The following is a 20925-nucleotide window of genomic DNA, read 5'->3' on the forward strand; positions in this document are numbered from 1 at the left end:
AAGACCAGCCATGGCAGATGATAACGCAACCCCAGAGCAAGGTGGGAGCAAGAAAAAGCTGATTATTATCATTGTCGCCGCCGTTGTATTGCTCGCGGCGGTAGGCGGTGCGGCGTTCTTTTTCCTATCTGGTGATGACGGCAGCCAAGAAGACATTGTCCTCGAGGAACAAAGCAATGCTCTGCCCGCGATTTATGTCACCTTACCCAAGCCATTCGTCTTTAATGTCACCGGTGATGAGCAACAACGACTGGTGCAAGTCAATACCCAGTTGTTAGTGCGTGGCAGTGAAATGGAAACCCTAGCGAAGGAAAACTTACCGCTGATTGAGCACGCGCTTCTTAATACGTTTGGTGCGGCCACGGTGGAGCAACTGCGTACACCGCAGGGGCAGCTCGAAATTCGCCGCCAATCGGCAGAGAATGTGCGCGCGGCCTTAATCAAAGTAACGGGCGAGCCGGTGGTAGAGCGTGTGCTCTTCACTGGCTTTGTGATGCAATAGGTGATGACGTGACTGACTTACTCAGCCAAGACGAGATTGATGCGCTGCTTCACGGTGTTGATGACGTTGAAGAGGAGGATAACGAGCCCGAAGCGGATAAAGAGGGTGCCGTCTCCTTTGATTTCTCGTCACAAGACAGAATTGTGCGTGGGCGGATGCCGACGCTCGAGCTTATTAATGAGCGCTTTGCCCGTCATATGCGCATTAGCTTGTTTAACATGCTGCGTAAAACCGCCGAAGTGTCGATCAACGGCGTGCAGATGATGAAGTTTGGCGAGTATCAAAACACCTTGTACGTGCCGACCAGTTTGAATATGGTGCGTTTTCGCCCATTAAAAGGTACCAGCTTGATCACCATGGAAGCCCGTCTGGTGTTCATATTGGTGGAAAACTTTTTTGGTGGCGATGGGCGCTTTCATGCTCGCATTGAAGGGCGGGAGTTTACCCCGACAGAGCGGCGTGTGATCCAGATGCTGCTGAAGTTGATGTTTGAGGATTACAAAGACGCGTGGGCGCCCGTGATGGAAGTGGCCTTTGAGTATTTAGACTCAGAGGTTAATCCGGCAATGGCCAACATTGTCAGCCCTTCAGAAGTGATTGTGGTGAGCTCATTCCATATCGAGCTTGATGGTGGTGGCGGTGACATTCATATGGTCATGCCCTACTCAATGCTGGAGCCGATTCGCGAGCTACTTGATGCCGGGGTACAAAGTGACAAGATGGATACCGATGTGCGCTGGAGTAAAGCGCTACGGGATGAAATCTTGGATGTGAATGTTGAATTGAGTGCCAAGCTTTTAGATGTCACTTTATCCTTGCGCGACCTGATGGAGCTGCAAAAAGGCGATGTGATTCCGGTTGATATGCCGGATGCGTGTACGGTGTTCGTGGAAGACTTGCCCACCTATCGCGCGAAGATGGGACAATCTAACGATAAGCTGGCACTGAAAATTGTGGAAAAACTTAAGCGTCCTGAAATGGCGAAATCGGATATTTCGTTGTTGCAGGATAAACCTGAGCTACTCGATGATCTCGAGGAAGATTTACCCATCGATGATAAACAAGGTAATGCTCAGTGATCAGAATCTGTAAACAAGGGTGAGACGTCATGGATCAAAATGATGTAGACGATGATTGGGCTGCAGCCCTGGCTGAGCAATCTGATGCCGAGGGCTCTGATGATGTACAAGCGGCACCACTTGAAGAGCTCACTGATGACAGCGAGCAAAAAATGGGGGCGGATGAACAGCGCAAACTGGACGCGATCCTCGATATTCCAGTGACCATTTCTATGGAAGTGGGGCATACGCAAATTAACATCCGTAACCTGCTTCAGCTCAACCAAGGCTCGGTGGTTGAGTTAGATAGGTTGGCCGGGGAGTCGCTCGATGTGCTGGTCAATGGCACGCTTATCGCACACGGTGAAGTGGTGGTCGTTAACGACAAGTTTGGTATCMGCCTCACGGATGTGATTAGCCAAACTGAACGGATTAAGAAACTACGATAGGGATGACGGTGAACCGACGCGTTTGGGGTGTACTCTTGGTGCCAATGCCCGTGTGGGCGGCGGCGCCCGAGGTCAGTATAGTGACAATGCTGTTGTCGCTGGGGTTGGTGCTTGGGCTTATCTTTGCTCTGGCCTGGTTGCTGCGACGATTAAAAGTGCCGGGGCTGGCACAGCAAAGTGACGGAATCACGATCGTCAGCCAATTGGCAGTGGGCCAAAAGGAGCGCATTCTGGTGGTCGATATCCACGGCGAGCAGCTGGTTGTCGGCGTAACGGCTACCAGCGTGAACGTGTTAAAAACACTGGATAACCCCATTCCAACGGCGACGCCAGCGTCTGACAAGCCTTCTCGCTTTGCCAATCAGCTTAGCCAACTGTTGAATCGAAAATGACGATACGAATGTTATTGGCCGCTTGGGTCTGGGTGGCAGCTACCTTATTTACACCGTTTGCTGCAGCCGAACAAGAAGCGACGCCAGCACAAGAAAGCATCACCACCGAATCGATTAGCGAAAGTGGTGAGGCGGCACGTTTAGAAGTGGGTCGCAATACGGGAGGCGGGATCCCAGCGGTCACGATGCGTGTCAACCCGGATGGTAGTGAAGACTACTCCGTCACGTTGCAAATTCTGGCAATAATGACCGCGCTGGGCTTTTTGCCAGCGGTTGTCATTTTAATGACGTCGTTCACTCGGATCGTGGTGGTGATGGCCATTTTGCGTCAAGCCATGGGGTTACAGCAAACGCCATCGAACCAAGTGATCATTGGCATCGCGATGTTTTTGACCTTATTTATTATGTCACCTGTGATTGACCGAATGAACACAGAGGCGATTCAGCCTTATATCAATGAACAAGTCACAGCAAGGGAAGCCTTTGATCGGGTACAGGTGCCGCTGCGTGAGTTTATGCTCCGGCAAACGCGGGTTAAAGATTTGGAAACCTTCGTCAATATGTCTGGGTCGCAAGTCGATGAGCCTGAACAAGTCCCGATGACGGTGCTGATCCCCGCGTTTGTAACGTCTGAGCTCAAAACCGCGTTCCAAATTGGCTTTATGCTGTTCTTGCCGTTTTTGGTGATTGATTTGGTCGTGGCGTCGGTATTGATGGCAATGGGTATGATGATGCTATCGCCCATGATAGTGTCGTTACCCTTTAAGTTGATGCTATTTGTTCTGGTTGACGGGTGGAACTTGATCCTCTCCACCTTAGCCGCCAGTTTCGGCTAAAGGAGGCAGCGATGGCCCCAGAAGCGTTTGTCGAGCTTTTCCAAGATGCGCTCTATTTGGTGTTACTCCTCGTCTCAGCGATTGTGGTGCCTGGTTTGTTGGTTGGCCTGATTGTCGCCATCTTTCAAGCGGCAACCTCGATTAACGAGCAAACGCTGAGCTTTTTACCGCGTTTGATCGCGACCTTTATTGCGCTGATGTTTTTTGGCCACTGGATGACGCGAATGCTGATGGAGTATTTCTATCGCTTGATTGATCACATCCCCAACATTCTCTACTGACGAGGCAAGCCATGGAATATCCAGCCTCGGTGATTTTATCTTGGATGGCTAACTACTTTTGGCCCTTTACCCGTATTTCGTCAATGATGATGGCGATGACCTTCTTTGGCGCGCGGTTTGTGCCTGTGAGGATCCGCCTCTACCTCTCTTTAGCGATTACCTTTGCCGTGATGCCCGCGTTACCGGCCGCCCCCGAGAATATCGAGCTGGTCTCTTTTGCGGGGTTTACCGTGCTTGCGCAGCAAGTGATCATTGGTGTGGCGATGGGGATGGTCACCCAATTTATCACCCAAACCTTTGTGGTGTTAGGGCAAATTTTGGGGATGCAGTCGAGCTTGGGGTTCGCATCCATGGTCGACCCGGCTAATGGTCAGAATACCCCTTTGCTAGGGCAGTTTTACTTGTTTTTGGCCGTGATGTTGTTTCTCGCCACGGATGGGCACCTAAAAATGCTTAACCTGGTAGTGATGAGTTTTGACACCTTACCGATTGGCGAAATGATTGGTGCCGCCGACTACCGTAGTTTGGCACAGTGGTTTGGCATCATGTTTAAAGTAGCACTCAGTATTTCCCTGGCCGGCGTCATTGCCTTGTTGGTGGTTAACTTGTCTTTTGGTGTGATGACGCGGGCTGCGCCGCAACTAAACATTTTCTCTCTTGGCTTCGCTTTTGCATTGTTAATGGGGTTGCTGATCAGCTGGTATTTGCTGTTCGGTATGTTGACGCATTACAACAATCATTGGGAAACAGGGTTGAACCAAGTTTGTTCGCTGATTCGAATTAACTGTGGATAGAAGCTGATGGCAGAGAGCGACGGTCAGGAAAGAACAGAAGACGCCACGCCCCGAAGGCAGGAGCAGGCGCGGGAAAAGGGCCAAGTACCGCGCTCAAGAGAACTGGCTTCCGTGGCAGTGTTAGTGGTCGGGGCGATCAGTTTGATGTGGTTCGGGCAAGCGCTGGGCGAAGCCCTAATGGCATTGATGACGCGCCTATTCTCCTTGTCACGTGCAGAGATCTTTGATATCTCAGAGCTGATGCTGGTGGTGGTCGGTGAGCTACTGCATTTGATTCTGCCACTTGGGCTGATCTTGATTGTGCTATTTATCTCCGGCCTCGTGGGGGCGGCCGGGCTCGGTGGTGTGAGTTTCTCTTGGGAAGCCGCACGGCCTAAGCTGTCGAAAATGAGTCCGCTTTCTGGGTTCAAGCGTATGTTTGGTACTCAAGGCTTGGTCGAGCTATTGAAGTCTGTCCTCAAAGTGCTGTTGGTCGCGGGCGTGGCGGCTTATCTGGTTTATGTGAACTTGGAAGACTTCTTTGAGCTGACCATTGATACCTTTCCCAGTAATCTCTATCACGCGCTCGACATTTTACTGAACTTCGTATTGCTCGTGTGTTGCTCACTGTTGGTTGTGGTGGTCATTGATGTGCCGTTTCAAATTTGGCAACACAATGAGCAGCTTAAAATGACCAAGCAAGAGGTAAAAGACGAGCACAAAGAAACTGAGGGTAGCCCAGAAGTGAAAGGGCGTATCCGAATGTTACAGCGTGAGATGGCGCAACGCCGGATGATGGCGGACGTTCCTCAAGCCGATGTGGTCGTGACTAACCCCGAACACTACTCCGTGGCGCTACGCTACAACAGTGATATCGATAGTGCGCCCGTCGTGATAGCCAAAGGCTCGGACTTTACTGCATTGAAAATACGAGAAATTGCGGCTGAATATGACATTGCCATTGTCCCCGCTCCCCCTCTGGCGAGGGCATTGTATTTTAGCACCGAGCTTGAGCAACAGATCCCTGACGGTTTGTTTACCGCCGTCGCGCAGGTCTTGGCGTATGTCTTCCAGCTTAAGCAATACAAAAAAGGGCGGGGTCGACGACCCACTCGTCCTGATGACGCTTATTTACCTATCCCTTCCGACTTGCAACATGACTAAGCGTTGCCGAACGCGGCAATGTCAGCGCAGTGCCAAAATGCTGACACTTTATTGTCTTTTTTTGGCGTAAAACTTGCTTCCTCTGCATTCCCGTTTTGATTATACGCGGCACCAGGCCCGCGTTCACCAATCATGGATTTGAACGCTTAACATGTTAAAAGCCAACTGGCGATTGCCATTTTCTGACAAAGTGCCTTACCACAGGTTAGGAGCGATGCCGGCTATCGGCGCGCCAGCACTGGTATTAGCGACCTTAGCGATGGTGGTTCTGCCTGTTCCACCGATGCTGCTCGACTTAATGTTCTCATTTAACATTGCATTGTCGCTCGTGGTCTTGCTGGTCACCATTTATACACGGCGCCCACTTGAATTTGCGGCTTTCCCAGCGGTGCTCTTGATTGCAACGTTAATGCGGCTGGCTCTTAACGTTGCTTCCACGCGTGTGGTTTTGCTTTATGGGCACGAGGGCCCGGATGCAGCAGGCCAAGTGATTGGTGCTTTTGGCTCGGTGGTCATTGGTGGTAACTATGCCGTGGGCTTGGTGGTCTTTCTTATCCTGATGATCATTAACTTCATGGTCGTCACCAAAGGTGCGGGCCGGATTTCAGAAGTGACCGCGCGTTTTACCTTGGATGCATTGCCGGGTAAACAAATGGCGATCGATGCCGACTTAAACGCAGGGCTTATCGACCAAGAACAAGCACGGTCACGACGCCAAGAAGTCACGCAAGAAGCGGATTTTTATGGCTCAATGGACGGTGCGTCTAAATTCGTTAAAGGCGATGCCATCGCCGGTATTTTGATCCTTTTCATCAACATTGTGGGTGGCTTGTCTATCGGGATGGGTCAACATGGCTTGGGTTTTTCCGAGGCGTTGGAGGTATATACCTTACTGACCATTGGTGATGGTCTGGTTGCACAAATACCGTCGTTGCTGCTGTCGATAGGCGCCGCCATTATGGTGACGCGACAAAACACCGAAGAAGACATGGGACAACAGGTGGTATTCCAGCTGTTTGATAACCCGCGTGCGTTGATGATTGCCACCGGTATTTTGACGGTGATGGGGCTAGTACCGGGGATGCCTCATGTGCCTTTCTTGCTGCTGGCAGTGATTTGTGGTGGCCTAGCGTACTGGAAATACAAGCAATATCAAAAAGCACAGCAAGCGCCGGAGCAAACCGATCTTCCCGAAGCCGCGCCTGCTAAACCGAAAGAGTTATCGTGGGACGATGTGCAGCCGGTGGATGTTATCGGACTGGAGGTTGGATATCGTCTGATTGCCATGGTCGATCGTGATCAGGGCGGAGAGCTGCTCGACCGAGTCAAAGGCGTACGTAAAAAGCTGTCGCAAGATTTTGGTTTTTTGATCCCACCGGTACATATTCGCGACAACCTTGAACTGCCACCCCATAACTATCGCATCACCTTAATGGGGGTCGCTGTCGGAGAAGCCGAAGTCCACCCTCAACATGAACTCGCGATCAACCCAGGTCAAGTTTTTGGCCCTATCGACGGCGAGCCCACCCAGGATCCGGCTTTCGGCCTTGAGGCGGTTTGGATTGAGCCAAGCCAACGAGAGCATGCTCAAGCACTCGGTTACACCGTAGTTGACTCTGCCACTGTGTTGGCCACCCACCTTAGCCAGATGTTGACCAACAACGCCGAGCGTTTATTGGGTCACGAGGAAGCGCAAAATCTGGTCGATATGTTAGGTAAGCAAGTACCGCGCTTGGTTGAAGGACTGATCCCGGATCAAATTCCGCTCAGTGTGCTAGTCAAAGTACTGCAAAACTTACTGAGTGAAGCGATCCCTATTCGTGATATTCGCACTATCGTGCAAACCATGGCTGAGTATACCGGTAAGAGTCAAGATCCTGACATTTTAACCGCAGCGGTCAGGATTGCATTGCGTCGTCTGATCGTTCAAGAAATCAATGGCAGCGCCCCTGAACTGCCAGTCATTACGCTTGTTCCTGAACTGGAACAGATGTTGCATAAAACTATGCAGGCATCCGGTGGCGAGTCGACAGGGATTGAGCCGGGTCTGGCTGAGCGGTTGCAGTCTTCGTTGGCAGAAGCGACGCAACAACAAGAGTTGCAAGGAGAGCCGGCCGTATTGCTAACGTCTGGCGTGCTACGAGCGACATTGGCGAAATTTGTTAAAAACACAATACCGACGCTACGCGTCTTGTCTTATCAAGAAGTGCCTGATGAAAAACAAATTCGTATCGTCAATGCGGTTGGCAACAATTAACATCGTTTATGAGTAGGGCAGTGCTTTGAAAATAAAACGTTTTTTTGCAAAGGATATGAGAGCAGCGTTAAGCCAAGTGAAAGAAGAACTTGGCGCTGATGCGGTGATCATGTCTAACAAAAAAGTGACAGGCGGCGTAGAAATTGTCGCGGCGGTTGATGCGGATACAGAGCCAATGCCTGATAAGCCCGCACCAAAAGCGCAGCAACAATCTGCTCAGGCTTATTCTCAGGCTCACCGCCAACTTGCGGATGATCAAGTGCAACTGCGTCAACGGCAACAGGCAGGTAGCCGTCAAAACGGTCATACTAAGCGCCCACCTCGTTTTTCTGCCATGTTGGATGAGTACCGTGACCAATCTCAGCCCGCGGAACCAGAAACAGAAGCTGATTCGTTGAGCGCGTTGCTACAACGCCAACAAAAGCAGCCAGCACGGAGCCCATCGCCATCAGGGGCTGACGAGCGGCCCGCCGCGCTAGGACGCGGTTATGAGCCTCGTCGGCAACTGAAAAGTAGCAGTCGTTCTGGCTGGCAAACGGCTGCCAATAAGTCGAGCGGTCCGCATGCATCTCCGTCAACGTCCAAGCCTAAGCTAGATCCATCCCGGTTTGAGGCACGTCAATCTCAGGCTTCTCATCAAGAAATTGATGCAATGCGTCAGGAAATGGCATCAATTCGAAGCTTATTAGAACACCAATTGTCGGGGCTTATGTGGCAAGAGGTAGAGCGGCGAGAGCCGTTACGCGCCATGCTTATCAAACGCTTAGAGCGTATGGGACTTTCTTCTGAGCTGGCGGATCAACTGGCCTGTTATATCCCAGAAGAGACACCACCGAATGAGGCGTGGCAAGCGCTCCTTGACCTGGTTGCGGATCAGGTGATCACGGTTGACGAGAATATGCTAGAAACCGGCGGCGTGATTGCACTTCTTGGTCCGACAGGGGTCGGGAAAACCACTACGATTGCTAAGCTGGCGGCGCGAGCCGCGATGGAATTTGGCCCGGAAGATATTGCCTTAGTGACCACAGATACATTCCGTATCGGTGCCCATGAACAGTTAGCCACGTACGGCCGTATTCTTGGTTGCCCCGTTAAAGTGGCTAAAGATGCCGATGAGCTTGCCGACATCCTTTATCAGCTGCGTCATAGACGCTTGATATTGCTAGATACCGCCGGGATGGGGCAGCGTGATCTTCGCTTGTCGGAACAGCTCGATACCCTGATGCAAAATAGTGGCTCGCATATTCGTAGCCTACTGGTGTTACCGGCGACATCACAACGCCGCGTATTGCAAGAAACCATTGAACATTTTCGCCGCATCCCGTTATCGGGATGTGTTCTGACCAAACTCGATGAATCGCTCAGCCTCGGTGAACTGTTGTGTGTCACCATCGAAAATGCCCTGCCTGTGGCCTACTTAGCCGACGGGCAACGTGTGCCGGAAGATATCCGCCAAGCCACGGGACAATTCCTGGTTGGCAAAGCCAGTGAAATGTTGGAGTCAGGTGCGGATCAGCACAATCACTTCTGGAACAGTGATGTCCCAGAGTCGAATGGGGCGGACTTTTATGATTGAGACAAGCATGCAAGATCAAGCAAGCGGCCTGCGCCGTTTAACCAATCCGTCACGCACCAAGGTTATTACCGTAACCGGGGGAAAAGGTGGCGTAGGAAAAACCAATGTCACGCTGGGAATGGCCGCGTCTATGGCTCGCCAAGGGAAAAAAGTCATGGTATTGGATGCCGACCTTGGCCTCGCCAATGTGGATGTGTTACTTGGCCTAAGAGCGGGCAAGAATCTGTCTCATGTACTTCAAGGCGTCTGTGATCTGAAAGATATTATTCTCGAAGGTCCGCACGGTATGAAAATCGTACCAGCATCGTCTGGTCTTCAAGGTATGACGGAGCTCACACCGGCGCAACATGCTGGTTTAATTCGCGCTTTTGGTACACTCGAAGAAGAGGTTGATGTACTCTTAGTGGATACTGCCGCGGGGATTTCAGACATGGTACTGAGTTTCTCGCGCGCCGCACAAGATGTCGTCATTGTGGTCTGTGATGAACCTACATCAATTACTGATGCGTATGCATTGATTAAAGTACTCAGCCGTGAACATGGTGTGACACGCTTTAAAGTTGTTGCAAATATGGTCAGAAGCTACCGTGAAGGACGAGACTTGTTCACAAAATTAACGCGAGTCACTGAAAGGTTTCTCAATGCTAATCTAGAATTAGTAGCATGTGTTCCCGTTGACGAAAGGGTGAGGCAAGCAGTGAGAAAACAAAAAGTTGTCATTGACGCATTTCCTCGCTCGCCCGCATCATTGGCAATGAATGCGCTGGCGAACAAAGCGCTGACTTGGCCGGTGCCGCGAAATCCGGGAGGCCATCTGGAGTTTTTTGTTGAGCGGTTGCTTATCAAAAATGATGACGCAGGAGAGTTAGTTCGTGAATAGAGCGCTCACGTATAGCCGCACAGGGGCAGATCGCCAAGCGGTACTTGAGCGTTATTCGAGTTTGGTCAAGCGCATCGCGCATCACTTGATGGGGCGCTTGCCACCGAGTGTTCAAGTAGAAGATTTGATCCAAGCTGGTATGGTCGGCCTCCTTGAGGCACAGCAAAATTATGACCCCGCCAAAGGGGCGAGTTTTGAAACTTATGCCGGTATTAGAATTCGCGGTGCTATGCTGGATGATATGCGCCGCGGTGACTGGGTGCCACGGTCTGTCCACAAGGCGAGTCGTTCAATCAGTGATGCTATCGCATCGCTAGAAAAAGCGTTAGGTCGGGATCCAACCGACGTGGAGGTTGCAGAAAAGCTTGATATGAGCTTAGAGCAGTACCATCAGGCGCTTAACGATGTAAACTGTGGGCGTTTGATCGGGATGGATGATCTGGGCGTCTCTGAAGATGCATTCACAACAGAGAGTCGCCGTAATGACAACACTCCCTTTCAGGGTGTTGCGGAAGACAGTTTCAAAGCCGCATTAGCGGCGGCGATCAAAAGTCTTCCTGAAAGAGAGGCGCTGGTGCTATCTCTTTATTATGATGAGGAATTAAACCTCAAAGAGATAGGAGCAGTGATAGGGGTCAGTGAATCCCGGGTCTGTCAGATTCAAAGTCAGGCTACGCAACGTTTGAGAGCTAAGCTATCCGCTTGGCATAGTGAGTAAGTAACTGTTTCGACAATAAAACGAGACCTCACCGGAGGCAACCTTGGATAAAAACATGAAAATTCTCGTTGTTGATGATTTTTCAACAATGCGCCGTATCGTAAAGAATCTTCTTCGTGACTTAGGTTTCAACAATACCGTTGAAGCGGATGACGGCTTAACCGCGCTGCCAATCCTCAAAAAAGGCGGTATTGATTTTGTCGTGACCGATTGGAATATGCCTGGTATGCAGGGGATTGACTTGCTTAAAGAAATCCGTAAGGACGGCGATCTTAAGCACCTGCCTGTATTGATGATCACCGCTGAGGCGAAGCGCGAGCAAATTGTAGAAGCCGCGCAAGCAGGGGTGAACGGTTACATTGTTAAACCTTTTACTGCCGCTACGTTGAAAGAAAAGCTCGATAAGATTTTCGAGCGTATGTAATTCGCAAGCGCACAGTAAGAAGGAACCGCCATGATCAATCTGGACCAAGCGAAACAATTGGTCGCGTATCTTGAAAACGGAGAGCAAGATAACGCTAATACGCTTCTTACCGAAATAGCGAAAGAAGCGCGTGACCCACTGTTTAATGAAGTGGGGAAGCTCACCCGCCAATTACATGACTCAATTACTGACTTTCGTTTGGATCCTAGAGTGAGTGATTTGGCCAACGTGGACATCCCTGACGCTCGCGACAGGCTCACGTATGTCATGCAGAAAACCGAATTGGCCGCCAACAAAACCATGGATTCGGTTGAACGAACCATGCCGATAGCAAGCGAGCTGCAAGACAACTTGCAAGCTGTTCGTCCCAACTGGAACAGCCTGATGCGCGGTGAGATTGCCTTGGATGAGTTCAAGTCGTTGTGTCACAACATTGACGAACTCTTGACCCAAGTAGAAGGGGGCGCGACAGAATTGCACGCGCACCTGACTGAAATCCTCATGGCACAAGACTTTCAAGACTTAACCGGCCAAGTGATTCGGCGCGTGATTGAATTGGTGCAAGAAGTTGAGCAACAGCTGGTAGAAATACTTACCGCCTTTGGCATGGATAGCGCTGCGATTGACGCAGCACCGGCGAAAAAAGCAGATGATACCACCGATAAGTCAGCCCCTGAGGGTCCTGTGATTCACCCTGAAGAGCGCGATGACGTGGTTCACAGCCAAGATGATGTTGACGATTTATTATCGAGTTTGGGTTTTTAGAGGTGCGCTATGAGCTTTGAGATGGATGAAGAAATCCTTCAGGACTTTTTGATTGAAGCGGGAGAGATCCTCGAGCAGATGTCTGAGCAGCTGGTCGATTTGGAGCGTGCCCCTGATGATGCAGACTTACTAAACAGTATTTTCCGTGGCTTCCACACGGTAAAAGGTGGCGCGGGCTTTCTTGGCTTAAATGCGCTGGTCGATACGTGCCACGGTGCTGAAAACGTCTTTGACAACTTACGTAATCACGGACGTGAGGTGACATCAGATGTGATGGACACCATTTTGCAGGCGCTGGACACTGTCAATGATCAATTCGCCGCGGTACAAAACCGCGAAGAGCCAGTGCCAGCCGATAGTGCCTTGCTCGAAGCACTGCACCGCTATGCGAAACCCGCGAGTGAAGATGAGGCTGTGGCGGAAGAGCCTGCACCTGAACCAGACCCCGAGCCAGAACCCGAACCCGAACCTGAGGCGTCTGAAAGTGACGCATCAAGCCAGGACGACAGTGCGATCAGTGGCGACTCAGTGGATGAGATCACCCAAGATGAATTCGACAAGTTGCTCGATCAGCTCCATGGTGAGGGAAAAGCACCCACGGCGTCTGATTCAGCATCAGAAAAGCCTGAGGTGGTGGAAAGCACTGAGGCGGATAGCGGCGATATTACCGACGACGAGTTCGAAAAACTGCTTGATGATTTGCACGGTGCAGGTAAAGGCCCTGCTGGAGGGGCAAGCGACACCAGCAATGAAAGTCCATCAGCGCCATCGGATAAGCCCGCTTCGGCGTCGTCCCCATCTGGTGGTGATGAGCTAATCGATGACGACGAGTTTGAAAAGCTCTTAGACGAGTTGCATGGTAAAGGCAAAGGCCCCGCCGCCGAAGCGGAGAAAGCGAAAGCGGATGCCGATAAGGTGGATGCGCAAGCCAAACCTCAGCCAAAGTCCGAGCCTGCGCCCGCACAAAAAGCGAGCAAGCCTGAGCCCGCGAAAGAAAGCACACCGAAAAGTGCCGGCGCGGGTGCTAAAGCACCTGCTGCGGCAGAAAAGGCACCTGAGAAGAAGCCACCGGCCGCCCCTCAACAAGAGCAAACGGTACGAGTTAATACCTCCACGCTTGACGGTATTATGAATATGGTCGGTGAGCTGGTGTTGGTGCGTAACCGCTTAGTGAGTCTGGGCCAAAGCAGCAACGATGAAAGCATGGCCAAGGCGGTTACCAACCTAGATGTGGTTACTGCCGACTTGCAAGGCGCGGTGATGAAAACGCGTATGCAGCCAATTAAAAAAGTATTTGGCCGCTTCCCCCGCGTTGTCCGTGACTTAGCACGTAGCTTGAAAAAAGAAATCGTCCTGGAAATGCAGGGCGAAGAAACCGATCTGGATAAAAACCTGGTCGAAGCGCTGGCTGACCCTATGGTCCACTTGGTACGTAACTCGGTGGATCACGGTATTGAAATGCCTGATGAGCGTGAAAAAGCGGGTAAACCTCGCGTCGGTACCATCACCCTCAAAGCGTCACAAGAAGGGGATCATATTCTCCTGACCATTGCTGATGACGGTGGCGGTATGGATGCTGAAAAGCTGAAGAGCATCGCGGTTGACCGTGGTGTCCTTGATGCAGAAGCGGCGGCTCGCTTAAGTAATAGTGAAGCGTACAACCTGATTTTTGCTCCTGGCTTTTCAACCAAAACCGAGATTTCCGATATTTCTGGTCGTGGTGTGGGGATGGATGTGGTGAAAACCGGCATCACCAAGCTTAATGGCTCGATTAATATCGACTCTGAGCTCGGCCGAGGGACGGTTCTGGAAATCAAGGTACCATTGACACTGGCGATATTGCCAACCCTCATGGTCGGCGTCGGTGATAACCCGTTTGCGTTCCCTCTGTCGAATGTCAGTGAAATTATCAGTTTGGATATGTCCAGAACCAATACGGTTGATGGCCAGCTAACCTTAATCGTACGCGATAAAGCGATCCCACTGTTCTTCTTGCAAGATTGGTTGTGTAAAGGATCAACTGATATCGATAAAACCAAGGGGCATGTGGTGATCGTGCAAATCGCGCATCAACGCATCGCGTTTGTGGTAGACACCTTGTTTGGTCAAGAGGAGGTGGTCATTAAGCCACTTGACGAACTACTTCAAGGGACGCCGGGAATGGCAGGGGCAACCATCACCAGTGATGGTCATATTGCTCTGATCTTGGATGTGCCCAACCTGTTGAAACATTACGCAGGTTAATTTGAGAAAAGGACGCCCATGGCAGTAAAAGTATTGGTGGTAGATGACTCCAGTTTCTTCCGTCGCCGTGTTAGTGAAATCATCAATGCCGATCCGAGAATGGAGGTCATTGATAGTGCAGTGAATGGCAAGGAAGCGGTGGAAAAAACCGCCCAACTCAAGCCTGACGTTGTCACTATGGATGTGGAGATGCCAGTACTTGATGGTATCTCGGCGGTGCGCCAGATCATGGCGCAAACGCCCACACCAATTTTGATGTTTTCATCGTTGACGCATGATGGGGCGAAAGCCACGTTAGATGCACTTGAAGCTGGGGCGCTCGACTTTCTTCCTAAAAAGTTTGAGGACATCGCTCGCAATCGCGAAGAAGCGACCAGTTTACTGCAACAGCGCGTACTCGAAATTGCGCGTAAACGGCCGGTACTTCGACGTGCGACGCGCCCATCCTCCCCAGGCAGTACTGGGCAAACGGCTTCGCCATCGGGCGGTGTGCGCACGCCTGCGCGCCCAGCGTCCCGCCCTGCGGTGGGGACGAGTGCGCCGTCCAAGGCGCCAGCGCGATTTACCGCCACAGGTAAACGTTACCAATTGATGGCGATTGGTACGTCGACCGGTGGCCCCGTTGCGCTGCAAAAAGTACTGACCAAGCTACCTGCAAACTTTCCGCTGCCGATTGTTTTGATTCAACATATGCCTGCCACATTCACATCGGCGTTTGCGCAGCGCCTGAATGGACTGAGCAAAATCACTGTCGTTGAAGCGAAAGATGGGGACACGCTCAAACCTGGGCACGCCTACTTGGCGCCGGGGGGGATGCAAATGATGATTGATGGCAGACCAGGCGCGGCACGTCTAAAAATTCTCGACGGCGGCGAGCGGATGAATTACAAGCCTTGTGTGGATGTGACCTTTGGCTCCGCCGCTAAAATATATGGCGATAAGGTTCTGTCGATGGTGCTCACTGGTATGGGTGCAGATGGCCGAGAGGGCGCACGTATGCTAAAAAGCGCGGGGGCAACTATCTGGGCACAGGACGAGGAAAGCTGTGTCGTTTATGGCATGCCGCAAGCAGTGGCGAAAGCGGGTATCTCGTCGGAAGACTTACCGCTGGAGAGGATCGCCGAACGCATCATGGTTGAGCTGAATTTAAAATAAGGAGTGGGGCTTGATAGTCTGGAGTATCGCCAACCAAAAGGGCGGTGTTGGTAAGACAACCACCACGGTGACATTGGCAGGATTGATCAGTGAACGTAAGAAACGTGTCCTGCTAGTGGATACGGATCCACACGCTTCTCTCTCGACCTATTTGAATTTTGATTCAGAGCAGCTGCCAGCGAGCTTGTTTGATTTGTTTCAACTACAAACTGTCAATAAAGAGACGGTGAAGCCGCTCATTGTCAAAACACAGTTTGAGAATATGGACTTAATTCCTGCACACATGTCGCTGGCGACGTTAGACCGTGTGATGGGGAACCGGGGTGGCATGGGGTTGGTGCTAAAAAAAGCACTGGATGCATTGGCTGACGAATATGACTATGTGTTGATTGATTGCCCACCGATTTTGGGCGTGATGATGGTCAACGCGTTGGCGGCCAGTCATCGTGTATTGATCCCGGTTCAGACCGAGTTTTTGGCGATGAAAGGGTTGGAACGTATGATGCGCACGTTGCAGATCATGCAAAAGTCTCGTAGCTCTAACTTTAATCTCACTATCATTCCAACCATGTACGACAAGCGTACGCGGGCATCGCTGGAAACCCTACAGGAGCTTAAAATTCGCTATAGCGATCAGGTCTGGGCCTCAGCCGTGCCTATCGATACTAAGTTTCGAGATGCAAGCTTAAAGCATATGCCAGCGTCTTTCTATGCGAAAAATTGCCGCGGTGTATTTGCCTACAAAACTCTATTAACCTATTTGGAGCGACTGGAGCAGGATGAACAAGCATAATGCCCTATCCAGTGGTCAAGCGCTCGACGATTACTTTGAGGCCCTGCTGGATGACTTAGGTGAGGTAGCCCAACCAGGCAAACAGCCTGTAGAGCCCGCTCGTGCCACGCCGGAGGTGTCGTCTGCATCGTACCTCGGTGATGCTTCTCCACGGCTTCAGCCACAACCTGTCACGGAGGCAGTAACACCAGAACCGGTCGCGTATGCTGAACCAGAGCGTGACTTGGCGGAAGTTGAGCGGTTACTTGCCCAGCTCAAAGTCGATGAAGAGGCGGAGCTGGAAGCGAAAACGGCGACCCAAACTGAGGAAGACGTTGCCCAAGAGACGGCCGAGCAGGTTGTCGATCCTGTTGTGGAAGAGGCACAAGAGCAAACCCTTGAAACCTATACCATGGCCGATTGGGGACTTGATGTTGAGGAGCAGGTTCAGGTAGACGAGGCGGTCCCTGAGGTAGAAACTCTTACCGAGACCGAGACCGAGACCGAGACCGAGACCGAGACCGAGACCGAGACCGAGACCGAGACCGAGACCGAGACCGAGACCGAGACCGAGACCGAGGAAGAGGTCAGCGTAGAGGCCGACGCCGTTGCCCCTGAAGCCGATATCGGGGTGACTGAAGAGCTTAAGCAAGCAGCTCACACGCAGGAAACGGTGGAGGCTGACACCCAAGCGGGAGAAGATCTTCCTCCTACTCAATGGGAAAATGCTGAAACGGAAGCAGAGTTTCAGGTATTATTCTTTGAAAGTATGGGCGTGACCTACGCGGTCCCTTTAGCCGAACTTGGCGGTATTCATCAATTGGGCGAGTGCAATCGTCTTATCGGTCGGCCTGATTGGTATCTAGGATTACAGACAGAAAAGCAACAACAGCTTGATGTTGTCGATACCGCTCGCTGGGTGATGCCAGAAAAACTGGCAGATAATCAGCACAGGGACGACTATAATTATATTGTGATTCTGGGCGATAGTAAGTGGGGGCTGGCGTGTGATCAGTTACTCGGCACCCAGGCGCTCAGTGGCAAAGCGATTCGCTGGCGAAAACAAGCGGGAAAGCGGCCTTGGCTAGCGGGCATGGTAAAAGAAAAAATGTGTGCTCTGATCCATGTTCAAGCATTTATTGCTATGTTAAATCAGGGGATTGACGCCAAGGCGATGGCGTAATAACTAGTTACACAGCGCGTAAAGAGGAAAATCAATGTCTCAGGTAGCTGAAGTTCAAAAAGAAGGCGTCAATGACGAGGTGTTGCAGTGGGTTACTTTTCAGCTCGAAGAAGAGACCTACGGCATTAATGTGATGCAGGTGCGTGAAGTGCTGCGTTACACCGAAATTGCACCCGTACCGGGCGCCCCTGACTATGTATTAGGTATTATCAACTTGCGCGGCAACGTCGTCACCGTGATCGACACGCGTTCACGTTTTGGCTTAGCCTCTACCGAAGTGACGGATAATACCCGCGTGATCGTTATCGAAGCCGAGACCCAGGTGATTGGTATTATGGTTGATAGCGTCGCGGAAGTGGTGTATCTGAAAACATCAGAAATCGATACCACGCCAAGTGTTGGCACGGAAGAAAGCGCTAAGTTTATTCAAGGCGTGAGCAATCGCAATGGCGAGCTTCTTATCTTGGTTGATCTCAACAAGCTGTTGACCGACGAAGAATGGAATGAGATGGCAATGCTGTAATGATGGAGCTTGTGCTGACGTGGTCGCCTGTTGCTGTGACGGTGGTGTTTGCCATCGTTGCTTTATGGCGCCTTCGCGCAGAAAAGCGTGCCAGGCAGCGACTAGAGAATAAGCTGCAAGCTATGGAAACCGTGCTCAAGAGTGCGCGTCAACGCCATGACAGCTTAGCGAAGCAATTTAATGAATTGCGAGCAGGTAGCATGGGGATGGGGCAGAAGCTTGCCGATTTATCTGCCAATGTGGATGAGTTGTTAGAAAAGCATGTTGAGCTTGAAATGCAGGATTCGGAAAGCCGTCTCTATAGTCGAGCCAGTAAAATGGTTGATTTGGGCGCGGATGTTGACGAGTTAATGCAAGAGTGTGATCTCCCCAAAGCAGAGGCCGAATTGCTGCTTAATCTGCGTAAACGACAAGCTGCCAATCAGCAGCGCTAACCACCCAAGCTCTCCGATACCCTATACCAAGGTGTCTATCGGTGTATGTCCCTGCCAACCTGGCGGGGTCTTTCCTTCCAGTACCCAAGCGTACGCAATCAATTCGGCAATCACTCGATAGAGCTCAGGTGGAATCTCATCATCTTTATCTAATCGGTCTAGCCAGGCGAGTAAATGAGCATCTTGATGAATGAGTGCGCCTTGTTCACTCAAGGCCTCAATCAGCTCCAGTGCGAGTTTATCCGTGGCTTTTGCTTTGACTTTTGGGGCATGGTAGCCGTCATACCCGAGAGCCACTGCTCGTTTTTTATCTTTCATCATTAAACCCTCATGGAAATGCCAGCGGCTGGCACATCACTCTCTGATTCTGGTCCGGTTTCATCGATCTCTTCACTGATCGCTATATCTAAGGCAATCGCTTGATGCGCAAACCGCTCACTGAGCCAGTCAAGCGTTTGATGAATGCGGTGTTTGAGTGTCGTTGTCGGTGCGGTCAGTGTGAGTGCTCTTTCGTGCTTGGACAAGGTTAAGTCGGCACGGACAAATTGGTGCTTAACGGGAAGATATAGGCGAACGTGCCACTGAACCGTTTCCTCAGCGGAGGGGGATGTTTGTTCACCTTGTTTTTTTGCCGTGACACGAACGGGCGGCCGCTGGAGATCGGAAAAAGGTAATACCCATTGCCACTCGCCAGGGCGTGATGACTCAGCCACTCTTTGCTCGGCCATCAGTCTTAATGCACCCGTAAGATTATCGCCCTCTGACTGGGGCGAGAGCCATTGCTTGAGTAGTGTGGCAAGCAACTTATCGGCAGGGCGTTGTGTGAGCCACTGGACAATGGTGTCTGAACTGGTTCCCTGTTGATGGCTGGGAGTGGGTAGCGTCCAAGCGGTAAGTAGTGATTGCATTAACGCTTGGGTTGATGCCGGCTGTTGTCTCATGGTGGCAGTCAGTGCGGGTAACAAATGTAACTGGGCTAACACATCGGCCAACCCCGTACTGGCCGCGGTATGAATTAGGGTAAATTGTGCCTGCGACAGCGCGCGGCCATCGATTGATGGCAAGGACGGTGAGGCGATGGCTGCGGGTTTTACCATCAAATGCTGTAGATTGGTTGGTGCAATCTTCATGGTTTCTCACAATTATTTACGCGAGTCACACTTTGCAACCCTGTGGTAACTAACAGTCATTTTGACCATTGTGGTACTATGCGTCCACTTTTGTAACACAAGCAGGATGCAACATTTGTCATGTTGGAAGTGAAACAGCTTAGCTGTGTTCGTGATGACCGAGTGTTGTTTGATGCGCTGACATTCTCTCTGGCTCCTGGTGATCTCGTACAAGTAGAAGGCCCAAATGGAGCAGGCAAAACCACATTATTGCGTATCATCGCTGGCCTTGGGTTGGCGGACAGTGGCGAGGTCTGTTGGCAGCAGCAGGCGATCACCCAACAACGCGATGCCTTTTATCGCGATCTTCTTTTTTTAGGTCACACCACAGGGGTCAAGCGCGAACTCACCGCGTTTGAAAATCTGGCCTATTACATGCAGATGCATGGACGGTGTGATCATGATGCAATTTGGCAAGCACTTGCCAAGGTCGGTTTGGCGGGGCGTGAGGATATCCCCGCGGGACAGCTGTCTGCGGGACAAAACCGGCGCGTTGCCCTCGCACGGCTTTGGTTAAGTGACCGGAGATTGTGGATTCTCGATGAGCCGCTGACGGCGATTGATAAACAAGGTGTGAAAGTGCTTGAAGCTGTGTTTGAGCGGCATGTGCAACAAGGCGGAATGGTGCTATTTACCACTCACCAGGACATGTTTGTGGGTCACCCGCTATTGCGTCGTATTCGTTTGGGGGCGCAATGATCAAAGCGATGTGGTTGATTATTCGCCGAGAGTTAAAAGTCGCTTTTCGTCAGCCGGCTGATAGTCTAAACCCTTTGTGGTTTTTTATTATTGTGATCACCTTATTCCCGCTCGGTGTTGGGCCTGGCCCTCAGTTACTGCAGACCATCGCCCCCGGCATTATCTGGGTCGCGGCATTACTGTCTGCACTGCTGTCACTTGAGCGTTTGTTCCGTGATGACTACCTTGATGGGTCGCTTGAGCAAATGATGTTGATGCCCGTCCCCTTGCCGCTGTTAGTGATTGCTAAAGTCATTGCCCACTGGTTATTGACCGGCTTGCCCTTGTTATTAGTCAGCCCAGTGTTGGCGTTATTGCTATCGCTAGATGGGATCCAGTATCAAGCGGTGGTGATGACCCTATTGTTGGGCACGCCCACATTGAGTTTTGTTGGCGCGATCGGGGTTGCCTTAACAGTGGGTCTTCGCAAGGGAGGTGTTCTTCTGAGCTTGCTGATCCTCCCGCTTTATATTCCTGTACTGATTTTTGCCACCTCAGCAATTGATATGGCGGGATTCGGTGCAGACATCAATGGACAGCTGGCGATCCTTGGCGCCATGTTGGCCGGGTCCGTCACCCTGGCCCCCTTTGCTATCGCCGCCGCGTTGCGTGTGAGCGTGAACTAATTATTA

At 51.3% G+C, this 20925-nt stretch carries 24 protein-coding genes; 22 read left to right on the forward strand and 2 right to left on the reverse strand.

The window, feature by feature from the left end; all coding sequences use genetic code 11:
* Positions 1-10: 10 nt before the first annotated feature.
* The 20 genes from fliL (at position 11) to BZG23_RS07450 (ending at position 18386) form a co-directional block, all read left to right on the forward strand.
* The gene (gene fliL, locus BZG23_RS07355; protein WP_077606541.1) at positions 11-502 is read left to right on the forward strand and encodes a flagellar basal body-associated protein FliL; all 492 of its coding nucleotides are present in this window, start codon (positions 11-13) and stop codon (positions 500-502) included.
* Positions 503-510: 8 nt separating this feature from the next.
* Positions 511-1581, forward strand: coding sequence for a flagellar motor switch protein FliM (gene fliM, locus BZG23_RS07360; RefSeq protein WP_046074941.1), 1071 nt, complete (start codon positions 511-513; stop codon positions 1579-1581).
* 29 nt (positions 1582-1610) lie between these two features.
* Complete coding sequence (fliN, locus tag BZG23_RS07365) at positions 1611-2009, forward strand: flagellar motor switch protein FliN (protein ID WP_077606542.1); 399 nt, start codon at positions 1611-1613, stop codon at positions 2007-2009.
* Between the two features lie 8 nt (positions 2010-2017).
* Complete coding sequence (fliO, locus tag BZG23_RS07370; RefSeq protein ID WP_158010009.1) at positions 2018-2401, forward strand: flagellar biosynthetic protein FliO; 384 nt, start codon at positions 2018-2020, stop codon at positions 2399-2401.
* Complete coding sequence (gene fliP, locus BZG23_RS07375) at positions 2398-3237, forward strand: flagellar type III secretion system pore protein FliP (protein WP_077578010.1); 840 nt, start codon at positions 2398-2400, stop codon at positions 3235-3237. Before fliO ends, fliP begins: the two co-directional genes overlap by 4 nt.
* A gap of 11 nt (positions 3238-3248) precedes the next feature.
* Complete coding sequence (fliQ, locus tag BZG23_RS07380; RefSeq protein WP_046074938.1) at positions 3249-3518, forward strand: flagellar biosynthesis protein FliQ; 270 nt, start codon at positions 3249-3251, stop codon at positions 3516-3518.
* Between the two features lie 11 nt (positions 3519-3529).
* Complete coding sequence (gene fliR, locus BZG23_RS07385) at positions 3530-4312, forward strand: flagellar biosynthetic protein FliR (RefSeq protein WP_046074937.1); 783 nt, start codon at positions 3530-3532, stop codon at positions 4310-4312.
* 6 nt (positions 4313-4318) lie between these two features.
* Positions 4319-5455 carry a flagellar biosynthesis protein FlhB gene (flhB, locus tag BZG23_RS07390; protein WP_077606543.1) on the forward strand — a complete coding sequence of 379 codons (1137 nt, stop codon included), beginning with the start codon at positions 4319-4321 and terminating at the stop codon, positions 5453-5455.
* Positions 5456-5606: 151 nt separating this feature from the next.
* On the forward strand, positions 5607-7712 hold the full coding sequence (flhA, locus tag BZG23_RS07395; protein WP_046074935.1) for a flagellar biosynthesis protein FlhA: 2106 nt from the start codon (positions 5607-5609) through the stop codon (positions 7710-7712).
* A gap of 25 nt (positions 7713-7737) precedes the next feature.
* Positions 7738-9288, forward strand: coding sequence for a flagellar biosynthesis protein FlhF (gene flhF, locus BZG23_RS07400; RefSeq protein WP_077578013.1), 1551 nt, complete (start codon positions 7738-7740; stop codon positions 9286-9288).
* Entirely contained in the window at positions 9281-10168 is an 888-nt protein-coding gene (locus BZG23_RS07405; RefSeq protein WP_046074933.1) for a MinD/ParA family protein, read from the forward strand. The genes flhF and BZG23_RS07405 overlap by 8 nt, the downstream gene beginning before the upstream one ends.
* A complete protein-coding gene (locus BZG23_RS07410; protein WP_046074932.1) occupies positions 10161-10886 on the forward strand; it encodes an RNA polymerase sigma factor FliA in 726 nt (241 codons plus the stop codon). The genes BZG23_RS07405 and BZG23_RS07410 overlap by 8 nt, the downstream gene beginning before the upstream one ends.
* A 55-nt stretch (positions 10887-10941) precedes the next feature.
* On the forward strand, positions 10942-11310 hold the full coding sequence (gene cheY / locus BZG23_RS07415; RefSeq protein WP_046074931.1) for a chemotaxis response regulator CheY: 369 nt from the start codon (positions 10942-10944) through the stop codon (positions 11308-11310).
* A gap of 30 nt (positions 11311-11340) precedes the next feature.
* Positions 11341-12075, forward strand: coding sequence for a protein phosphatase CheZ (locus BZG23_RS07420; RefSeq protein WP_046074930.1), 735 nt, complete (start codon positions 11341-11343; stop codon positions 12073-12075).
* Between the two features lie 9 nt (positions 12076-12084).
* Positions 12085-14319 carry a chemotaxis protein CheA gene (locus tag BZG23_RS07425; protein WP_077606544.1) on the forward strand — a complete coding sequence of 745 codons (2235 nt, stop codon included), beginning with the start codon at positions 12085-12087 and terminating at the stop codon, positions 14317-14319.
* Between the two features lie 18 nt (positions 14320-14337).
* The gene (locus BZG23_RS07430; protein WP_046074928.1) at positions 14338-15474 is read left to right on the forward strand and encodes a protein-glutamate methylesterase/protein-glutamine glutaminase; all 1137 of its coding nucleotides are present in this window, start codon (positions 14338-14340) and stop codon (positions 15472-15474) included.
* A 10-nt stretch (positions 15475-15484) separates the two neighbouring features.
* On the forward strand, positions 15485-16267 hold the full coding sequence (locus tag BZG23_RS07435) for a ParA family protein (protein ID WP_046074927.1): 783 nt from the start codon (positions 15485-15487) through the stop codon (positions 16265-16267).
* Complete coding sequence (locus BZG23_RS07440) at positions 16254-17429, forward strand: chemotaxis protein CheW (protein WP_077606545.1); 1176 nt, start codon at positions 16254-16256, stop codon at positions 17427-17429. The genes BZG23_RS07435 and BZG23_RS07440 overlap by 14 nt, the downstream gene beginning before the upstream one ends.
* Before the next feature lie 34 nt (positions 17430-17463).
* Positions 17464-17952: a chemotaxis protein CheW gene (locus BZG23_RS07445; RefSeq protein WP_046074925.1), complete on the forward strand. Its 489-nt coding sequence runs from the start codon at positions 17464-17466 to the stop codon at positions 17950-17952.
* Complete coding sequence (locus BZG23_RS07450; RefSeq protein ID WP_046074924.1) at positions 17952-18386, forward strand: DUF2802 domain-containing protein; 435 nt, start codon at positions 17952-17954, stop codon at positions 18384-18386. The genes BZG23_RS07445 and BZG23_RS07450 overlap by 1 nt, the downstream gene beginning before the upstream one ends.
* A gap of 21 nt (positions 18387-18407) precedes the next feature.
* Here the strand turns inward: BZG23_RS07450 and BZG23_RS07455 are convergent, their stop codons facing one another.
* Together BZG23_RS07455 and BZG23_RS07460 are read right to left on the reverse strand one after the other, a co-directional pair.
* A complete protein-coding gene (locus BZG23_RS07455; protein WP_327294534.1) occupies positions 18408-18707 on the reverse strand; it encodes an EscU/YscU/HrcU family type III secretion system export apparatus switch protein in 300 nt (99 codons plus the stop codon).
* Positions 18707-19516 (reverse strand): hypothetical protein, encoded by an 810-nt coding sequence (locus tag BZG23_RS07460; RefSeq protein ID WP_077606546.1) that lies wholly within the window; start codon positions 19514-19516, stop codon positions 18707-18709. The genes BZG23_RS07455 and BZG23_RS07460 overlap by 1 nt, the downstream gene beginning before the upstream one ends.
* A gap of 120 nt (positions 19517-19636) precedes the next feature.
* Between BZG23_RS07460 and ccmA the strand changes: the two genes are divergently transcribed.
* Together ccmA and ccmB are read left to right on the forward strand one after the other, a co-directional pair.
* The gene (gene ccmA / locus BZG23_RS07465) at positions 19637-20254 is read left to right on the forward strand and encodes a cytochrome c biogenesis heme-transporting ATPase CcmA (RefSeq protein WP_077606547.1); all 618 of its coding nucleotides are present in this window, start codon (positions 19637-19639) and stop codon (positions 20252-20254) included.
* Positions 20251-20919 carry a heme exporter protein CcmB gene (ccmB, locus tag BZG23_RS07470; protein ID WP_046074921.1) on the forward strand — a complete coding sequence of 223 codons (669 nt, stop codon included), beginning with the start codon at positions 20251-20253 and terminating at the stop codon, positions 20917-20919. Before ccmA ends, ccmB begins: the two co-directional genes overlap by 4 nt.
* Positions 20920-20925 lie beyond the last annotated feature (6 nt).

Origin of the sequence: Salinivibrio sp. ML290, assembly GCF_001995695.1 — a bacterium.
GTDB lineage: Bacteria > Pseudomonadota > Gammaproteobacteria > Enterobacterales > Vibrionaceae > Salinivibrio > Salinivibrio siamensis.